This window comes from Acinetobacter bohemicus ANC 3994 (genome assembly GCF_000367925.1).
Lineage (GTDB): Bacteria > Pseudomonadota > Gammaproteobacteria > Pseudomonadales > Moraxellaceae > Acinetobacter > Acinetobacter bohemicus.
Genome location: NZ_KB849175.1, coordinates 468,078 through 486,835, shown reverse-complemented (window position 1 = coordinate 486,835; position 18,758 = coordinate 468,078). Strand labels below are relative to the sequence as shown.

The 18,758-nt window shown below is 39.2% G+C and carries 14 protein-coding genes and 1 pseudogene; 9 read left to right on the top strand and 6 right to left on the bottom strand.

All coding sequences use genetic code 11. The features are described 5' to 3' along the window. Window positions 1–22 precede the first annotated feature (22 nt). A complete protein-coding gene (rpmH, locus tag F994_RS12685; protein WP_000831329.1) occupies window positions 23–157 on the bottom strand; it encodes a 50S ribosomal protein L34 in 135 nt (44 codons plus the stop codon). A 660-nt stretch (window positions 158–817) separates the two neighbouring features. Here rpmH and dnaA point away from each other — a divergent pair. The 5 genes and pseudogenes from dnaA to F994_RS12660 all read left to right on the top strand — a co-directional run bounded on the left by dnaA (window position 818) and on the right by F994_RS12660 (window position 7,600). Then, window positions 818–2,197, top strand: coding sequence for a chromosomal replication initiator protein DnaA (gene dnaA / locus F994_RS12680; RefSeq protein WP_004650899.1), 1,380 nt, complete (start codon window positions 818–820; stop codon window positions 2,195–2,197). Window positions 2,198–2,307: 110 nt separating this feature from the next. After that, window positions 2,308–3,453 (top strand): DNA polymerase III subunit beta, encoded by a 1,146-nt coding sequence (gene dnaN / locus F994_RS12675; protein WP_004650898.1) that lies wholly within the window; start codon window positions 2,308–2,310, stop codon window positions 3,451–3,453. A 27-nt stretch (window positions 3,454–3,480) separates the two neighbouring features. After that, complete coding sequence (gene recF / locus F994_RS12670; RefSeq protein WP_004650897.1) at window positions 3,481–4,563, top strand: DNA replication/repair protein RecF; 1,083 nt, start codon at window positions 3,481–3,483, stop codon at window positions 4,561–4,563. A 53-nt stretch (window positions 4,564–4,616) separates the two neighbouring features. After that, entirely contained in the window at window positions 4,617–7,088 is a 2,472-nt protein-coding gene (gene gyrB / locus F994_RS12665) for a DNA topoisomerase (ATP-hydrolyzing) subunit B (RefSeq protein ID WP_004650896.1), read from the top strand. 170 nt (window positions 7,089–7,258) lie between these two features. Beyond that, window positions 7,259–7,600 (top strand): annotated as a pseudogene (locus tag F994_RS12660) (hypothetical protein). A gap of 378 nt (window positions 7,601–7,978) precedes the next feature. Here the strand turns inward: F994_RS12660 and F994_RS12655 are convergent. After that, window positions 7,979–9,913, bottom strand: coding sequence for an ATP-binding cassette domain-containing protein (locus F994_RS12655; RefSeq protein ID WP_004650893.1), 1,935 nt, complete (start codon window positions 9,911–9,913; stop codon window positions 7,979–7,981). Between the two features lie 237 nt (window positions 9,914–10,150). Between F994_RS12655 and F994_RS12650 the strand changes: the two genes are divergently transcribed. The 4 genes from F994_RS12650 to erpA all read left to right on the top strand — a co-directional run bounded on the left by F994_RS12650 (window position 10,151) and on the right by erpA (window position 14,104). Further along, complete coding sequence (locus tag F994_RS12650) at window positions 10,151–11,158, top strand: putative solute-binding protein (protein WP_004650891.1); 1,008 nt, start codon at window positions 10,151–10,153, stop codon at window positions 11,156–11,158. 234 nt (window positions 11,159–11,392) lie between these two features. Next, window positions 11,393–12,403 carry a putative solute-binding protein gene (locus tag F994_RS12645; protein WP_004650890.1) on the top strand — a complete coding sequence of 337 codons (1,011 nt, stop codon included), beginning with the start codon at window positions 11,393–11,395 and terminating at the stop codon, window positions 12,401–12,403. 237 nt (window positions 12,404–12,640) lie between these two features. Further along, window positions 12,641–13,651 carry a putative solute-binding protein gene (locus F994_RS12640; protein ID WP_034697182.1) on the top strand — a complete coding sequence of 337 codons (1,011 nt, stop codon included), beginning with the start codon at window positions 12,641–12,643 and terminating at the stop codon, window positions 13,649–13,651. Between the two features lie 117 nt (window positions 13,652–13,768). Beyond that, on the top strand, window positions 13,769–14,104 hold the full coding sequence (gene erpA / locus F994_RS12635; protein WP_004650888.1) for an iron-sulfur cluster insertion protein ErpA: 336 nt from the start codon (window positions 13,769–13,771) through the stop codon (window positions 14,102–14,104). A gap of 81 nt (window positions 14,105–14,185) precedes the next feature. On the opposite strand, the gene F994_RS12630 is transcribed toward erpA, so the two are convergent. The 4 genes from F994_RS12630 to grpE all read right to left on the bottom strand — a co-directional run bounded on the left by F994_RS12630 (window position 14,186) and on the right by grpE (window position 18,450). Then, on the bottom strand, window positions 14,186–14,563 hold the full coding sequence (locus tag F994_RS12630; RefSeq protein WP_099049328.1) for a hypothetical protein: 378 nt from the start codon (window positions 14,561–14,563) through the stop codon (window positions 14,186–14,188). A gap of 120 nt (window positions 14,564–14,683) precedes the next feature. Then, a complete protein-coding gene (locus F994_RS12625; RefSeq protein WP_004650886.1) occupies window positions 14,684–15,595 on the bottom strand; it encodes a matrixin family metalloprotease in 912 nt (303 codons plus the stop codon). A 243-nt stretch (window positions 15,596–15,838) separates the two neighbouring features. Next, on the bottom strand, window positions 15,839–17,782 hold the full coding sequence (gene dnaK / locus F994_RS12620; RefSeq protein WP_004650885.1) for a molecular chaperone DnaK: 1,944 nt from the start codon (window positions 17,780–17,782) through the stop codon (window positions 15,839–15,841). A gap of 119 nt (window positions 17,783–17,901) precedes the next feature. Beyond that, window positions 17,902–18,450, bottom strand: a complete 549-nt coding sequence (gene grpE, locus F994_RS12615) for a nucleotide exchange factor GrpE (protein WP_004650884.1) — start codon at window positions 18,448–18,450, stop codon at window positions 17,902–17,904. Between the last annotated feature and the right edge of the window lie 308 nt (window positions 18,451–18,758).

The window sequence follows — 18,758 nt, the reverse complement described above, 5'->3', positions numbered from 1 at the left end:
AAAATCGTAATAACTTAACTAATTAAACAGTTAAGCTATGACGACCTTTTGCACGACGACGAGCTAATACTTGACGACCAGCTTTAGTTGCCATACGAGCACGGAAACCATGAACACGCTTACGCTTTAATTCAGATGGTTGGAATGTACGTTTCATATCGAAACTCCAAAAATGATCTTTCTATGAAGGTTCGCGATTTTAGTGCTCATTCAATGAGCTGTCAATCAAAAACAAGTTTTCTTGCAAAATAAGTCTTTTTTTTTAAAATTAAGATGCTTAGATGTGTTGAGTTAATTTAAAGCTGTTTGTATTTTATACACAGCACAAACTATTGATTAATAAAACAACATAAGTTATGAACAGAAATATTCACAATATTATCCACAACTTAGTGTTGATAAAACGAATTCCCTTGCTTTTGAATTTAAATTTAAAAATATTGAGAGTTATCCCCATGCCAGATCGTTCTTATTAATTAAATTCAAATTTATAAATTTAAATTTATTACTATTAGGGAGCTATTTTTCTGTGGAAAAGCTATTTTTACCTTTCATAACCATAAGCTTACATTGTGGATAACCATGTTTTTATAACTTTATTAAATTGTGGATAACTTTATGATATATTTTATCCACAGCTTGTGTGTAAGTTTATCCACAGCATGTTTTAAATTTAAATTTAATTTGAAAATTACTTTTTAAAGCAATATTTCGCTAATTTTGCCATGACAGATGTGGATAACTTAGATAGAATGGCGACCCGCTTAGTCGGGCTCAAATAATTTTTTACCAATAATGGAATAAATAGGGGTTTCACATGCTTTGGACAGACTGTTTAACTCGTTTGCGACAGGAGCTTTCGGGGAATGTCTTTACAATGTGGATTCGCCCTTTGGTTGCTGAAGAGCTTAATGACACCTTAAGACTGTATGCACCCAATCCTTATTGGACACGTTATATTCAAGAACATCATCTTGAGTTGATCACGATTTTGGCAGAACAAATGTCGGAAGGTCGTGTACGTAAAGTTGAAATTTTGGTGGATTCTCGTCCGGGTGCAATTTTATCAGCCAATGAGCAACCAGCAACGACAACAGCTGCATTACAATCTGCTCCCGCTGCAATGGTTAAACCACGAAAAGAAAAAGAAGAATCAACGATAAAAAATAGTCGTAAACGTTTATTAAACCCATTATTTACTTTTTCGTTATTTGTTGAAGGCCGTTCTAACCAAATGGCGGCAGAAACTTGTCGTAAAGTTTTAACCCAATTGGGTGCTTCGCAGCATAATCCCTTATTTCTGTATGGCCCGACTGGTTTAGGTAAAACGCATTTAATGCAGGCTGTGGGTAATGCTTTGTTACAGGCAAAACCAAATGCGCGTGTCATGTATATGACGGCAGAGAGTTTTGTCCAAGATTTTGTCAGTTCTTTACAGCAGGGCAAAGTTGAAGAATTTAAGAAAAATTGTCGTTCTTTAGATTTGTTATTGGTCGATGATATTCATTTGCTTGCCGGTAAAGAAGCCAGTTTGGTCGAGTTCTTTTATACCTTTAACGCATTACTGGATGAATCGAAGCAGATTATTTTGACTTCGGATCGTTATCCGAAAGAACTCACAGAACTGGATGCACGTTTAGTTTCACGTTTTTCTTGGGGCTTATCGGTCGGGGTAGAGCCACCAGATATTGAAACCCGTATTGAAATTTTATTGAAAAAAGCCGAAAGCAGTGGTGTAGATTTACCGCGTAATTGTGCGTTGTTTGTTGCACAACAAGTCGTGGCCAATGTGCGTGAGCTTGAAGGTGCACTCAATAAAGTGGTTGCCATTTCTCGTTTTAAAGGCACACCGATTGATTTGGATGTGGTGCGTGAATCGTTAAAAGATGTGTTGGCGATTCGTGCGAGAACCATCAGTACTGAAAATATTCAGCGCGTGGTGAGCGAATATTTTCGCATTCCATTAAAAGAAATTGTCGGTCCTAAACGTACCCGTATTTATGCACGTCCACGTCAGTTGGCCATGGGGCTTGCGCGTGAACTGACAGGGGATAGTTTTCCTGAAATTGGTATGGCATTTGGAGGGCGTGATCACAGTACCGTGATGCATGCCTGTGAGAAAGTACTTAGCCTTCGTGAACAAGATCCGATCTTTAATGAAGACTATAAAAACCTGCAGCGTTTGCTGCAAAGTTGATCTGTTTTGATCAAATTCTATTCTTGCAATGCGGCATATTCTGCCGCATAGTACACTGCTAAAAAATTAGTTAATTGACCTGAAATCTTCAGTTGTTAGAGGAATATGCCGTGCGTTTGAAAATCGCGAAAGAAAGCTTACTTAATGTTCTATCACATGTCGTAGGAGCGGTTGAACGTCGCCATACTTTAAACATTTTATCTAATGTCAAAATTCAAGTCAGCACCGAATCGTTAACCATTACCGGCTCAGATTTAGAAGTAGAATTGGTTGCCAGCACCCATTTGGCTGAGGGTGCATGTTTACAAGTGGGTGAGACAACTGTTCCTGCACGTAAATTGATGGACATCTGTAAATCGTTACCTAGTGCTGCATTGATTGATCTACAAATTACTGAAGATCGTTGTATTTTAAAATCGGGCAATAGCCGTTTTGTGTTGGGAACACTCCCAGCTGAAGATTATCCGCTATTGAGCACTGAAAATGCTCAAGGTACGCAAGTTACGGTAACTCAGCGCGAATTAAAACGCTTGTTTGAGAAAACCGCTTTTGCGATGGCGGTGCAAGATGTACGTTTTTATTTAACCGGTACATTGCTTGAAATTGATCAAAATCAACTTCGTGCAGTGACTACAGATGGTCATCGTTTAGCATTATGTGAAACCGCAGCAACGTCAACTGCGACTCAAGCCATTCAAGCGATTGTTCCACGAAAAGCGGTTGCTGAATTACAACGCTTACTGAGCATTGAAGACGAGCAATTGTCTTTACTGATTGGTCGTGAATTATTAAATGTGACGATTAGTATCCCGAGTCGTGACAAAGAACAAGGCAGTATCACCGTTCGTTTTACCACTAAATTAATTGATGGAAAATTCCCGGATTACCGCCGTGTGATTCCACGTGGTGGTGATAAAAATGTATTGATTGCACATGATGTCTTTAAACAGTCGCTGCAACGTGTTGCCATTTTAAGTAATGAAAAATTACGTGGTGTGTTTTTAAACTTTGGTGCGGACTGTTTGCAGCTTCGTGCCAATAACCCAGAACAAGATGAGGCGATTGAAGATTTAGCCATTCAATATGCTGATGCACCGATGGAAATGTCATTTAATGCGCAATATTTATTGGATGTATTGGGGGCTTTAGATGGTGATGATGTATCAATGACCATGACTGAAGCCAACCAATCGGTCTTGGTGCATGATCCAGCACAACAGGATCAAACCTATGTTGTGATGCCAATGCGTGTTTAATTTGCAGATTTTTGACAAGATCAAACGATGCATATCACGCGTTTAAATATAGAACGTGTTCGAAACTTAAAAGCGGTTGCACTCCAAGAGTTGCAGCCGTTTAATGTCTTTTATGGACCCAATGGTTCTGGGAAAACCTCTATTCTTGAAGCCATTCATTTATTGGCAACAGGGCGTTCTTTCCGGACCCATATCCCGAAAAACTATATTCAAAATGAAACAGCCAATGCCATTGTTTTTGCACAATCTGCCACTGAAAAAATTGGTATGCAAAAATTACTGTCAGGTGAGCAACTGATTAAAGTCAATGGCGATCATATTGCCACTCAAGGACAGTTGGCTAAAATTCTGCCTTTGCAACACATCGACCCACAAAGCACCGATATTATTGACCATGGCGCGAAACCACGTCGACAATTAATCGACTGGTTGATGTTCCACGTGGAACCTGAATTTTATCATGCCTGGCAATATTATTCTCGGGCTTTAAAACAACGCAACAGTTTGTTGAAATCGAGACGAAACATCAGTCTGAATGAATTGGAACCGTGGAACAAAATGTTGGGGGAATATGGCGAGATGTTGCATTCACAGCGCAGTGGAATCGTCGAGCAATGGAAAGTGTATTTTGAGCAGGATTTAAAGCATTTATTGCCTGATGTAGAAGTGCAATTGGAATATAGTCCGGGCTTTCATACCGAACTGGGCTTGCTGAATGACTTAACCGTACATCATCAGAAAGACGTCGATCGACGTTATACCGAATATGGCCCACATCGTGCAGATTTACGTTTAAAAACAATGCTAGGCGATGCTGACGTGGTGCTTTCACGAGGGCAAAAAAAGCTGCTGATTATGGCCTTAAAACTGTCACAGATTGCAATGCTGCATGCCTGTAATAAGGAAACTGTGGTATTATTAGATGATCTGACAGCAGAATTAGATTTAACCGCACAGCGACGATTAATTGAGCGATTGAGCCAGCTAGGTAGTCAAGTTTTTATTACCACTTTAGAGCATGAATCAGTAAAAAAACATTTACATGATTTGTCTATTTCTTATCAATTATTCAATGTTGAAAACGGTCAAGTTCAAGTTGTTGTGCAATAGTTTTTAGATTTTACCCATCTTTGGATAGACCTTTATTTCACTAGGGAGAAACCATGAGTTCAGAAGATCAAGCTGCTTCTCAAACAGAACAAACCAATGAAAAGGCTTATGATTCCTCTAGTATCAAAGTATTACGTGGCCTAGATGCTGTTCGTAAGCGTCCAGGTATGTATATTGGTGATACGGACGATGGTTCAGGCTTACACCACATGGTGTTCGAGGTGGTGGATAATGCCATCGATGAAGCCTTGGCGGGGCACTGTGATGAAATCTTAGTCACCATCCATGAAGATGAGTCTGTAAGTGTTGCAGATAACGGTCGTGGGATTCCAACGGATATTCACCCTGAAGAAGGGGTATCTGCCGCTGAAGTGATTTTAACCATTTTGCATGCTGGCGGTAAGTTTGATGATAATAGCTATAAAGTTTCCGGTGGTTTACACGGGGTAGGTGTTTCTGTTGTAAATGCCTTGTCGAGTAAATTATTACTGAATATTCGTCGTGCTGGTAAAGTTTTTGAACAAGAATATCATCATGGCGATCCAGTTTATAAATTACGTGAAATTGGTGAAACCACTGAGTCTGGAACGACCGTTCGTTTCTATCCGAGTGAATTAACTTTCTCTCAAACGATTTTCAATGTTGATATTTTAGCGCGTCGTTTGCGTGAACTTTCATTCTTAAACGCAGGGGTTCGTATTGTGTTACGTGATGAACGTATCAATGCTGAACATGTATTTGATTATGAAGGTGGTTTGTCTGAATTTGTAAAATATATCAATCAAGGTAAAACCCACTTAAATGAGATTTTTCATTTTACCAGTGAAGTTGTGGAAACAGGGATTACTGTTGAAGTAGCATTGCAGTGGAATGATACTTATCAAGAAAATGTCCGTTGCTTTACCAATAACATCCCACAAAAAGATGGTGGTACGCATTTAGCCGGTTTCCGTGCCGCGTTAACACGGGGTTTAAACCAGTATCTTGATAGTGAAAATATTCTCAAGAAAGAAAAAGTTGCTGTCACAGGTGATGATGCCCGTGAAGGTTTAACAGCAATTGTTTCAGTGAAAGTGCCTGATCCAAAATTCTCATCACAAACCAAAGAAAAATTGGTTTCCAGTGAAGTGAAAACTGCTGTAGAGCAGGCGATGAACAAGTCTTTTTCTGAATATCTTTTAGAAAATCCACAAGCAGCCAAATCGATTGCCGGCAAAATTATTGATGCTGCGCGTGCACGTGATGCTGCGCGTAAAGCACGTGAAATGACACGTCGTAAGAGTGCATTAGATATTGCTGGTCTGCCTGGTAAACTGGCGGATTGCCAAGAAAAAGATCCAGCATTGTCTGAACTCTACTTGGTCGAAGGTGACTCGGCAGGCGGTTCTGCAAAACAGGGTCGTAACCGTAAGATGCAAGCTATTCTGCCGCTTAAAGGTAAAATCTTAAATGTAGAACGTGCGCGTTTTGACAAAATGATTTCATCGCAAGAAGTGGGCACGCTGATTACTGCATTGGGTTGTGGTATTGGTCGTGAGGAATACAATCCTGATAAATTGCGTTATCACAAAATCATTATCATGACTGATGCCGACGTCGATGGTTCGCACATTCGTACGCTCCTGTTGACCTTCTTCTTCCGTCAAATGCCAGAACTTGTGGAACGTGGTTATATCTATATTGCACAGCCACCGTTGTATAAGTTGAAAAAAGGTAAGCAAGAGCAATATCTTAAAGATAATGATGCTTTAGAAACCTATCTTATTTCGAATGCGATTGATGAGCTTGAACTGCATGTAAGTAGCGAAGCTCCAGCCATTCGTGGTGAATCTTTGGCTAAAGTGATTGCTGATTATCAAACTTCACAAAAAAGTTTAAATCGTTTAACGCTGCGTTATCCTGCAAGCTTGCTAGATGGTTTGCTTGGTTTGGATGCATTTAAACTTGATCAAAATCATGATGAAGATTATGTAAAACAATGGTCTGAACAGTTGCGTGCAGCAATTGAACAACACCAACCAAGTTTGCGTCCTGAAATCACCTTAGAAGCTTTTGAAAAAGAGCATGCAGATGGTGAAAAAGTGACGCATTATTGGCCACGTGTAACGGTCTATGTACATAACTTGCCGCATCATTATTTGCTTGATTCTGGATTATTGGCTTCAAGTGAATACAAGCGTTTACTGCAAAATTCGAAGAGTTGGTTCACATTGCTTGAAGATGGCGCTTATTTACAAAAAGGTGAGCGTAAAATTCATGTCGCCACTTTCCATCAAGTTTGGCAACATATTTTATCCGACTCGCGTCGTGGCATGATGATCCAGCGCTATAAAGGTTTGGGTGAGATGAACGCGGAACAGCTTTGGGAAACCACCATGGATCCTGAAAACCGTAATATGTTGCAAGTCACCATTAATGATGCGATTGAAGCGGATCGTATGTTCTCTTGTTTGATGGGAGATGATGTGGAACCACGTCGTGCCTTCATTGAAGAAAATGCTTTAAATGCGGATATTGACGCTTAATGTGTTGATGAGTTCAGTTGTAAAAAGCATCCTTCGGGATGCTTTTTTAATGCCATTTTTATTTAAATATGATTAAATTTTAAGCATATTTTTTATTAAAATGACTTATTCCTCTGTCATGATGCTTTTAAACAGAGGGCATCATTATGCAATATGACGAGGTTAGCACGATGGACAATCAGCTGGAAAAGATTCGAGATATCTGGGTGAATGCATTTTTTACCGGTAATTTTGATCTGTTGGCTTAATATGAGCATGCAGATTTTAAAGTGGTGTATGAGCAAGAAGGGCGTGTAGAAAGTAATTTGACCCGTTATGAACGTATTGCACATGCTGTGAAAAATGGAGTGTGGAAACCGCAAAAACCAGCCATAGAATTTGAAGAGTTCGAATTTGATCGACATTTAACGCACTGTAAAGTTCTTATTGGTCTGGAAAATCAAAAGAAAATTCAGGAATTATGGGGCAATCAAGGGACTTGGAAAATTAGAGAACTTAGATTTTTAAACTAAAAAACTGCATTTAAATGCTGATTGAAGTGGATAAAAAAGCTGCTTTTATTTGAGTATTCACATGTGGATAAGTTTTCTTAGAGGGTTATTCTTGTTTAATATGCATGTGGAACGTTATTTATCCACAGCTTAAATTGGGTTTTTATTTTTAAATTCAAACTGGTTTTGACTGTTGTAGGGCAACCATTTAAATTTAAACATGGAGTTTGAATTTAAAGTGTCGGGGTTGATGATTTTAAATTATGCTAAAGATCTACTGCTTGAAATCAGGATAAAAGTATTGTGTAGTAAAATTAAAAAATCGCAGTACGGGTTGAAAATTGTACTGCGATGATAAAATAAGCATTATTGTAGTTTTACTTAAGAGTTAATTTTGGCTTATCCGAAAGAGCTTTCCAGTTCTTCCAATTCCATCATTAATTCAAGCATTTGCTCTTCAGCCTGTGCTAATTTGGCTTTTAATTCAGTCTGTTCATTCATCAGTTTTAGCAAATCATCCTTACGGTTTGCTTCATAGAGGGCAGTATTACCCAATAAAACTTCAATTTCTGCTAAGCGTGGCTGAACTTTGGCAATCTGAACTTCGTTTTTTTCAATATTTTTACGAATTGGACGACTTAGCTCACGATTACGTGCCGCTTCTTTACGTTGAGCCTCTTTATCCAGTTTAGAAATAGTGGTTTTCACTTCAACTTGTGACTGAACTGGCGCGGAAGGTTGTTGGCCATTCTTCATCATGTCGATACGGGCTTGACGTAACCATTCTGCATAAGCGGTTAAGTCACCATCAAATTCACGACTTTGACCTGCATGAACCAAGATCAACTCGTCACAGACTGAAGCAATGAGTTGGCGTTCATGTGAAACCAGAACCACCGCACCCTCAAAATCTTGCAGTGCCATCGTTAGCGCATGACGCATATCTAAGTCTAAATGGTTGGTTGGTTCGTCCAGAATTAACACGTTTGGACGTTGCCATACAATTAGCGCTAAAGCCAAACGCGCTCGTTCACCACCCGAGAAACTTTCACTTGGCGTGTCCATACGTTCGCCACTAAAACCAAAGCTGCCTAAGAAAGAACGTAAGCTCGCTTCACTGATTTTTCGATCGGCAATGCGTGCCAATTGCAACATTGGGCTGGCATTACCATCCAAAGCATCCATTTGATGCTGGGCAAAATAACCAATATTCAGCAGTTCAGAATCTTTACGCGTCCCTTGCAATAATTTTAAATCGCCAACCAGTGATTTAATCAGGGTTGATTTACCTGCGCCATTCATTCCCAGTAAACCAATCCGGCTGGTCGGGGTGATTTGTAGACTCACATTGGTCACAATCAGTTTTTCACCGTAACCAATATCGGCATTTTCAAGTTCAAGTAAAGGTGAACTCATTTTCGTCGGTTCACGGAAACTAAAGGTAAACGGCGTATCAACATGGGCAGCAGAAAGTTCCTGCATACGTTCCAGTTGTTTAATCCGGCTTTGCGCTTGTTTGGCTTTGGTGGCTTGCGCTTTAAAGCGGTCGATATATTTTTGCAAATGTGCGCGTGTTTCTAATTGCTTTTCGTAGGCTTGTTGTTGTTGTGCTAAACGCTCACTACGGGTACGTTCGAAAGTCGAATAGTTACCGGTATATAAAATCAGTTCTTGATTTTCGATATGTAAAATATGGTCGGTAATAGCATCTAAGAAATCACGGTCATGTGAAATCAGAACCAAGGTGCCTTCGTAGGCTTTCAACCAATCTTCTAACCAAAGAATGGCATCTAAGTCTAAATGGTTGGTGGGTTCATCAAGCAGTAATAAATCTGAACGGCTCATGAGGGTACGCGCAAGGTTCAGACGCATACGCCAACCGCCCGAGAAGCTTGAAACATCAAGTTGTGATTGATGTTCAAAGAAACCTAAACCGGCCATCAGTTGCGATGCTTTAGAAGATGCTGAATAGCCATTAATCTCATCAAAGCGACCATATAAATGCGCCAATTCATCATCACTTAAGCTGTCAGGATGATCTAATTTGTTCTGAATGTCCCAATATTCTTCATCACCAGACAAAACAAAATCAATGGCTTTCATCTCTAAGGCTTTGATTTCTTGTGCCATATGGGCAATGGTCCACACCGCAGGGCGGGTTAAAGAACCACCATCAGACTCCATGCCGCCTAAGAGGGCAGAGAATAAGGTTGATTTTCCTGCACCATTGACGCCTGTTAAGCCAATTTTCCATCCTGGATGTAGCTGCATGGATGCTTTTTGAAATAAAACACGTCCACCGCGACGTATAGAAAGTTGATCTAACTGAATCATTGAAATATCTAAATGAGAAGAATGGTGGACGTATTCTAAAGGAAGCGACTCAGAAAAGAAAAAATCTGAGACATTATTCTTGGATAAAGCGGGTTCTTTGTGTAAATAAATAAAAATGTGACAAGTTGTTTAAAAAATAACCTTTCGTCAGAAATGAAATCAAAGCTCTATTTTTGCCCTTAAAACAACACTATAGTTATTTTTAGAGGAGTCATTGAAAAACAATAAGGAAAGATGATGAAAAAAGGAATTTGGCTGGTCTCTACGGGACTGTTATTGAGTTTTTCCAGTTTGGCTCAAGCAAAACAAGATATCTGTGTGTTTGATTTGCTCGGCAAAGCAGGTGAATCTTATAAAATGATGGAGGAGTGGGCACTCGCTGCAAAAGGATGGAATGCAGATGTCCGATTAATTGCCTATCAAAACGAAGAAAAAGCAGATAATGATTTTAAAAATGGTAAATGTGATGCCATTTATATGACCACCATGCGGGCCCGTGCATATAATAAATTTGCAGGTTCTATTGATGCTTTAGGCGGTGTTCCCAGTAATGCGATTGCGCATAAAGCTATTATTTATGTGCTCGACAAAAGAAATATTAAGCGATTAAAAACAACCATTGATAATGTGCAATATGAAGTTGGTGGTATTGGGCAAATTGGACCTGCATATATTTTTGTGAAAGATCGCAATATCAATACGATTGAAAAAGCGACAGGGAAAAAATTTGCCGTTTTAGAATATGATAAAGCACAAATTGCCATGGTCAAACGAGTGGGTGCGACTCCTGTTTTGTCAGATGTTTCAGATTTTGTGAGTAAGTTTAATAAAGGGCAAGTTGAGATGGTCGGTGCACCCGCTTATGCATTTAAACCCTTAGAAATGGATAAAGGTTTAGGCGCGAATGGCGCGCTGTTTAACTTTCCAGTGCTGAATGTGACGGCCGATTTAATTTTTAATACCGAAAAATTTCCAAGCAATTTGGGCATTCAATCGAGAGATTGGTTTATTAAACAATTGCCGCGTCAATTTGCGATGGTGAAACGTTTAGAAGAGGGGATTCCTGCGAAATATCGCATGCAATTATCCAAAGAAGAAAAAGAAAAATATCAAAAGTTATTAAGAGATGGTCGCATCGAATTAACCAAGCAAGGTATTTATGATGCATCGATGATGACAGTGCTGAAAAAAGCCCGTTGTACGGTAGAGCGAACCAATTTTGAATGTTCTTTAGGGGGCGAATAAATATGCTGCACGCTGTGAATGTATAAAATCATTCAATTTTTTTGCGGATGTGGTGAAAAAAATAATTGTATAAGTGTTTAATTTTATTGTTAATTTAATGAAAATAACAGCAAGTGGATTTATAGACACTAAAAAATGGAGCATATGCTCTATTTTTTTATACTGAACTTGCTTAATATTCATAACGTGAACGGATACTCGTTAAACAATAAGATTCTAAAAAGGACCGCTACAATGAAAAAAACGATTCTCACATTAGCAACATTCTCTGCTATTGCGCTAACAACAACAGCTCAAGCTGCTAAAGTGGATGTATGTGTATTTGACTTACTGGGTAAATCTGGTGAATCTTATCAAATGGCTCAGGAATGGGCACTTGCTGCCAAAGGATGGGGCGCAGAAATTAATTTAATTCCACGCCAAGATGAAGCTGTTGCTGATAATGATTTTAAAGCAGGCAAATGTGATGGCGTTTTTATGACGGCGATGCGTGCACGTCAATACAATAAATTTGTGGGTTCTATTGATGCTTTAGGTGGTGCACCAAGCAATGCCATTGCACAACGAGCGATTACTTTTGCCCTTGATCAGCGTAATGCACCGAAAATGGTCAGTAATTTAGCGGGTAAAAAGTATGAAGTTGCTGGTATTGCACCTTTAGGTTCGGCTTTTATTTTTGTACGTGATAAAAAAATTGATTCGATTGAAAAAGCAGCGGGTAAAAAGTTTGCTGTATTAGGCTATGACGATGCACAAAAAATTATGGTGCAACGTGTCGGTGCTCAAGCGGTCATTTCTGATGTTTCTAACTTTGTAGCCAAGTTCAACAATGGTCAGGTGGATATGGTAGGGGCACCTGCTTATGCGTATAAACCTTTAGAGATTTATAAAGGTTTAGGTTCAAATGGTGCGATGTTTAATTTCCCAGTACTACAAGTCACAGCAGATTTTATTATCCGTCCAGATCAGTTCCCTGCGGGCTTTGGACAAAAATCGCGTGATTGGTTCGTGAAAAATTTACCAAAAAGTTTTGCGATGATTAACCGTCTGGAGACCAGTATTCCTGCCAAGTTTAAAATGAACTTAACCGCTGAAGATAAAACCAAATATCAAAAACTGCTTCGTGAAGGTCGCATGGATATGACTAAACGTGGAATTTATGATGTTGGCATGATGGGCGTATTGAAAAAAGCACGTTGCTCTGTCGATAAAGCCAATTTTGAATGTTCACTTGGTGGTGAATAACATTGATTTTTAAAAATAAAGCCTAGATTAATTCTAGGCTTTTTTGTCGAATTAAATCAGTCATTCCTGCCATTGTTGTCAGCTTAAAAAAGCGTAGGCTTAAAAAATGATGATAAAAATTTTTATCATAAAAATGAAATCAAGTATGACATGCTTGTGATTCGCGATAAATAAAAACTCAAAAAGCTTCAATCTCAGATTGAATAAAAACAAAGAAACAAGGAAGAAAAAATCATGATGCCATGGTCTAAAACACTGCTACTGGGTATGAGTTTATGTGCCGTAACAGGTGTTGCCCAAGCAAAACAAGTAATGTGTGTATTTGATTTAGTCGGTAAAAGTGGTGATGTCTTTACCCTGATGAAAGACTACCAACTTGCCGCTAAAAATTGGGGTGCAGATATTGAATTACGCGTGGGACAAAACGAATCGGTCATTGCTGAGGACTTTAAAGCGGGTAAATGTGATGCCATTAGTGTTACAGGGATGCGTGGTCGCCAGTTCAATGATTTTACGGGCTCTTTAGATGCGATTGGTGCAATTCCCGACTTAAAACTTGCAGTGAAGGTAATGCAAGGTTTAGCCAGCCCAACTTTTGCCAAACATATGGTACATGGCAAATATGAAGTCGTGGGGGTGATACCAGTCGGTGATGCTTATCTAATGGTCAATGACCGAAATATTAATACCGTGGCGAAAGCAGCAGGCAAAAAAATTGCCGTCTTAGATTATGATGAAGCACAAAAAATTATGGTTCAGCAAATTGGTGCACAAGCGGTCAGTGCGGATGTAACCAATTTTGGTGCCAAATTTAATAATGGTCAGGTCGATATTATTGGTGCACCTGCTGCGGTATTTAAACCTTTAGAGTTACATAAAGGTTTAGGCAGTAAAGGCGCTATTGTGAATTATCCAATTTTACAAGTCACGGGTAACCTGATTATTCGCCCAGATAAATTCCCTGCTGGTTATGGACAAAAATCACGTGAATGGGTGAAAAGTCAGTTGCCGCGTGCCTTTGGTATTTTAGGTAAAATGAAATCGGATATCCCACAAAAATATTGGATGCAAGTTCCTAGCGCAGATAAACCGGGTTATCAAAAGTTGATGCGTGAATCACGTGTCGATTTAACCAAACGTGGGGTTTATGATAAACGGATGATGAAATTATTATGGCAATTCCGCTGTAAGGAAGACCCAAAAAATTTCGAATGTAGCCTTCAAGATGAGAACTACAAACAATCTTGATAAAAATACTCAGATTTAACTTTAAATCTTCAAAGACTGACCATATATTGGGTATGATATACTTGAAATACGGTCTTTATCTTTTAAAGACATCTGAATTGAACAGAGGAATCCAACATGAATGCCCAAACTTTGGTGCTGACCGACAATGCTGCGAATAAAGTACGCCAATTGCGTGATAGTGAAGGCAACCAAGAATTAATGTTACGCGTTTATGTTACAGGTGGCGGTTGTTCAGGTTTTTCTTATGGCTTTAACTTCGCTGAAAGCATGAATGAAGATGATGCTGAATTTATCAATGGCGATGTAAAAATGCTGGTGGATTCTTTAAGTTATCAATATCTTGTGGGCTCAGAAGTCGATTATATTGAAGGCTTAGAAGGTTCACGTTTTGTTGTACAAAACCCAAATGCAACAACAACCTGTGGTTGTGGTTCATCTTTCTCTATTTAATAAAAAAGATTAAAAAAAGCCCTCCTTTTTGGAGGGCTTTTTATTATCCATACAATTTATGATGGTGCTAAGAAGGCATTGTTATGCTTCTAATTTAGCGGCTTCTAAAATATCAAAAATAACGGTGGTCACGTCTTGGCTTAAATCACGATTATTGAAAATTTCATGCGCCGAAATGGTGACATCTGTATCACTTGGCAGTAAACGCTGTTCCTCTTCAATCAAATGTTGAATAGGCAATAAGGTCTGTTTGATTTCCAAATGAAGAATATCGCTGAACTCAAGATTTTCATCTTCTAATTCAATTAATTGTTCATTCAAAAAGGGTAATAAAATTGAATGGAGATAAGGTTGAATCTCAAGAATATCAAAGATTTCGATCTCACGTGTTTGCTCAATCGTACTAATGTGATCATTCATTTCAATCAGAATATGGTAGTAACTCACACGCGTCTCCAGAGATTTTATCTTGTTATTTCTGTCCATCACAATAACATGAAATGCCCACTATTTCCGCTCTATTCTGATACATATACTTATAAAAAGTAAGGGATTTTTACATTGTATCTTGGTCGTTGCTTAACGGGCATGTAACAAGGCTAAATCTGCATTGGTCAGGCTAAAATTTTGCATATTTTGATCTTGCATGAGTGGGTACATTAGCGCGACGGGATCTTGATTATGTTTTAAACCCAACGCATGTCCAAATTCGTGTGCGAGGGTAAGACGCAAATCGTCTGTGGATGAAAACTCATAAATATTAATCTGTTTACCATTAAAAAGTCCTTTATCAAATAACCGAGCTTGAAAGCGCTGATTAAACTGATCAATAGATTGATTTAACTGATGGTTGATTTGATTGAGCTCATTGACCTGATGATTTAATTGTTGAATTTTTTGGTTATACAGATGAATTTCTTGCTCTAGCGCCACAATTTGTTGTTGTAGTTGATGACGTTGTTGTATGAATAGATCACGCTGTGAGGGATGGACGCCACCATTTTGATTCAGCATGGCAATTTGCTGATTATATTGCTGTAATTGAGCATCCAACTGTACTTTCTTCGTGTCGAGTTGGCGATTGGCACGATCTATTTCATCTTTAAGTTGCTTAAGATTTTGATTTTTGTTCGACCAAATTTGCTGATTGTGTTCGATATTGCCTAATTGTTGACGGCGTTGATTAGATTCATCTTGGCGCTCATCGTAGATTAAATGAATGGTAAGTTTGGCATTTGGGTCGTAAATAAAATAATCTTTGCCCGTCCCGAGTTTCCAAATATCGGTGGCTTGTTGGCTCAGTTGTATGACCTGCTGTTTGCTTAAACCAAAACGTGGGTCAACTTCAGCAATACGATAACGTAGCCGTGTATCGAAAGGATGCTTAAGTCGATCAGACACTGCATTATAGCGAAGTTGATGATGCTGATGTGTTTGATAGGTCATCAACAACACCCAAATAACGGCAAGAATAAGGCTGAGCATACGCATAAAATTGATTAATCTAGCTCACGGGGTTTTAGAGTCATAGATAGATGGATTGGGGCAATAAGCGTAGGTGCTAATCCCCCTGAAAACAGCCATATTTTAGTGAGATAATTCATTTTACCTATGCTTGAAGATATTTTATTTTGCTGATGACTTTAGCAAAAAGCAGGACTGAATACATTAAAAATGGACATAAAAAAACCGCGCATAAGCGCGGTTTTTTTATAACTTCGTTAAAGCGACAAATTATTTTTTGTCATCTTTAACTTCAGTGAACTCAGCATCTACAACGCCGTCATCCGCTTTTTGTTGTTGACCCGCATCACCTTGGAATGCATTTGGATCAAAACCTTCCGCGCCGCTTTGAGCACCTTGTGCTGCTTCATAAGCACGTTGGCTAATTGGCATAATGATGTTTTGAAGCGCTTCAGTTTTCGCTTTGATGTCTTCAACGTCATTTTCTTTGGTTGAAGCTTCAAGCTCAGCTACCGCAGTTTCAATGGCAGTTTTTTCGTCAGCAGTCACTTGCTCACCAAGATCTTTCACTGCTTTTTGAGCAGAAGACACTAATGCATCCGCTTCGTTACGTGCTTTCGCGAGTTCTTCGAATTTACGATCTTCTTCAGCATTCGCTTCAGCATCTTTGATCATTGCTTCGATTTCAGCATCAGACAAACCTGAGTTTGCTTTAATCTGGATCGATTGCTCTTTACCCGTGCTCTTATCTTTCGCAGATACTTTTAAGATACCGTCTGCGTTGATGTCGAACGATACTTCAATTTGTGGCACACCACGTGGCGCAGGTGGGATGTCGCCCAATTGGAAGTTACCGAGCAATTTGTTTTGCTGAGCCATTTTACGTTCACCTTGGAACACAGAAATGTCTACAGCAGGTTGGTTGTCAGCAGCAGTTGAGAACACTTGAGATTTCTTCGCAGGAATCGTGGTGTTTTTCTCGATGATAGCTGTTAACACGCCACCCATGGTTTCAATACCCAGTGTAAGTGGTGTTACATCAAGTAAAAGTACGTCAGTTTTGTCGCCAGACAATACCGCACCTTGAATTGCAGCACCCATAGCTACAGCTTCGTCAGGGTTCACGTCTTTACGTGGCTCACGACCGAAGAATTCTTGAACTTTTTGTTGAACCATTGGCATACGTGATTGACCACCAACCAAGATTACGTCAGAGATGTCGCTTGTTGAAAGACCAGCATCTTTAAGCGCAATACGGCAAGGTTCAATGGTACGAGCAACAAGGTCTGCAACTAAGCCTTCAAGTTTTGCACGTGTTACGTTGATCACTAAATGTTTAGGACCAGTCGCATCCGCTGTGATGTACGGAAGGTTAATTTCAGTTGCATTTGACGAAGAAAGCTCGATTTTTGCTTTTTCAGCTGCTTCTTTCAAACGTTGTAATGCAAGTGGATCTTGTTTCAAGTTGAAGTTTTGTTCTTTTTTGAACTCTTCAACTAAGTATTCGATTAAAGCGTTATCGAAGTCTTCACCACCAAGGAATGTATCACCGTTAGTCGACAATACTTCAATTTGTTGGTCGCCATCAAGGTCAGCAATTTCAATGATTGATACGTCAAAAGTACCACCACCTAAGTCATAAACCGCGATTTTACGGTCGCCTTCTTTTTTGTCCATACCGAACGCTAACGCCGCAGCTGTAGGTTCGTTGATGATACGTTTAACTTCTAAACCTGCGATTTTACCCGCATCTTTAGTTGCTTGACGTTGCGCATCATTGAAGTAAGCAGGAACCGTAATCACGGCTTCAGTCACGGTTTCGCCTAAGTAGTCTTCAGCAGTTTTTTTCATCTTTTTCAAGATTTCAGCTGAAACTTGTTGTGGCGCAAGTTTTTTATCGTTGACATCAACCCAAGCATCACCATTGTCTGCTTGAATGATTTTGTAAGGTACAAGACCAATGTCTTTTTGCACAGCTTGGTCTTGGTACTTACGACCGATCAAACGTTTGATTGCATATAATGTATTTTTTGGATTTGTCACTGCTTGACGTTTCGCAGACTGACCAATCAGAATTTCACCATCTTTGTATGCAACAATTGATGGTGTAGTGCGCGCACCTTCTGCGTTTTCGATGACTTTAACTTTGTCGCCTTCAAGTACAGCGACACAAGAGTTTGTTGTACCTAAATCGATACCAATGATTTTAGCCATTTGGATGTTTCCTCTAAATTTTTTACAATGTTTTTTGCTTGTTATCCGATATGAGAGCCATTCAAATTTTTTCAAGTTCTTTCAACGAAAAAAATAGAAAAACTCTCGAATTCTTTACTTTATTGACCTACTAAGACCATTGCAGGGCGAAGTAAACGGTTTGATAAGGTATAACCCTTTTGTAATACAGTACCGATTTCACCTGCTTTAGCCTCGGGTGCGATACCCACTGCTTGGTGTAAATCTGCATTAAAACCATTCTTCATATCCACTTCTACCACACCGAATTTTTCTAGCGTATGGAGCAGTGATTTCAATGTCAGTTGCACACCTTCAAGTAATGCTGATTCTGTGTCACCGGCAGCTTGAATTGCGCGTTCTAAATTATCAACCGAGTCGAGTAGCTCTTTGGCGAACTTCTCAATTACAGTTTCTTTGTGCTTTTCAGCATCACGTTGAATACGTTCTACGCTTTTTTGCGCTTCGTATACCGCATTGGCTGTACGTGCTTTTTCAAGTTTTAAACTTTCTTCCAAGTTTTTAATTTGTGCTTGTAAATCTTCAACTGAAACGGCAGTTTGCTCGGTTTCAGCTTGAGTTTGTGCTGTTTGTTGATCAACTTGCTCTTGCCCAAGATCCTGAACTTGTTCGTTTTGCTCAGTTGCCATAGATTTACTCCGTTTAAATGGGTTCTTAAACATGTACAGTCCTTTTGGCTGCAGTGTTAACTGGGTTAATCCTGAACTGCCATGAGTGATAAAATTCATGATTACTACAAAGGTCGGGGCAAGCGATAAAAATTCAAGCGAGACAAGCAATTAAATCTGTTTAATTTGATGAAAATCGTCAAAAAATCCAGTTTTTCACGCAATTCGGTAAAAATGATTGGATTATTGATGCTGATATTAAGGTCATGGCTAAAACAATAATCCAGCTGAAACCCCTCAACCCACTCAAGAATAAAAAGTTTTCGCTC

Coding starts and splice junctions, on each gene's coding strand:
- F994_RS12645 (WP_004650890.1), top strand. CDS start 11,393: ATGAAAAAAACGATTCTCACATTAGCAACATTCTCTGCTATTGCGCTA.
- grpE (WP_004650884.1), bottom strand. CDS start 18,450: ATGGCAACTGAGCAAAACGAACAAGTTCAGGATCTTGGGCAAGAGCAA.
- recF (WP_004650897.1), top strand. CDS start 3,481: ATGCATATCACGCGTTTAAATATAGAACGTGTTCGAAACTTAAAAGCG.
- F994_RS12625 (WP_004650886.1), bottom strand. CDS start 15,595: ATGCGTATGCTCAGCCTTATTCTTGCCGTTATTTGGGTGTTGTTGATG.
- F994_RS12655 (WP_004650893.1), bottom strand. CDS start 9,913: ATGATTCAGTTAGATCAACTTTCTATACGTCGCGGTGGACGTGTTTTA.
- gyrB (WP_004650896.1), top strand. CDS start 4,617: ATGAGTTCAGAAGATCAAGCTGCTTCTCAAACAGAACAAACCAATGAA.
- erpA (WP_004650888.1), top strand. CDS start 13,769: ATGAATGCCCAAACTTTGGTGCTGACCGACAATGCTGCGAATAAAGTA.
- dnaA (WP_004650899.1), top strand. CDS start 818: ATGCTTTGGACAGACTGTTTAACTCGTTTGCGACAGGAGCTTTCGGGG.
- F994_RS12640 (WP_034697182.1), top strand. CDS start 12,641: ATGCCATGGTCTAAAACACTGCTACTGGGTATGAGTTTATGTGCCGTA.
- dnaK (WP_004650885.1), bottom strand. CDS start 17,782: ATGGCTAAAATCATTGGTATCGATTTAGGTACAACAAACTCTTGTGTC.
- F994_RS12650 (WP_004650891.1), top strand. CDS start 10,151: ATGAAAAAAGGAATTTGGCTGGTCTCTACGGGACTGTTATTGAGTTTT.
- rpmH (WP_000831329.1), bottom strand. CDS start 157: ATGAAACGTACATTCCAACCATCTGAATTAAAGCGTAAGCGTGTTCAT.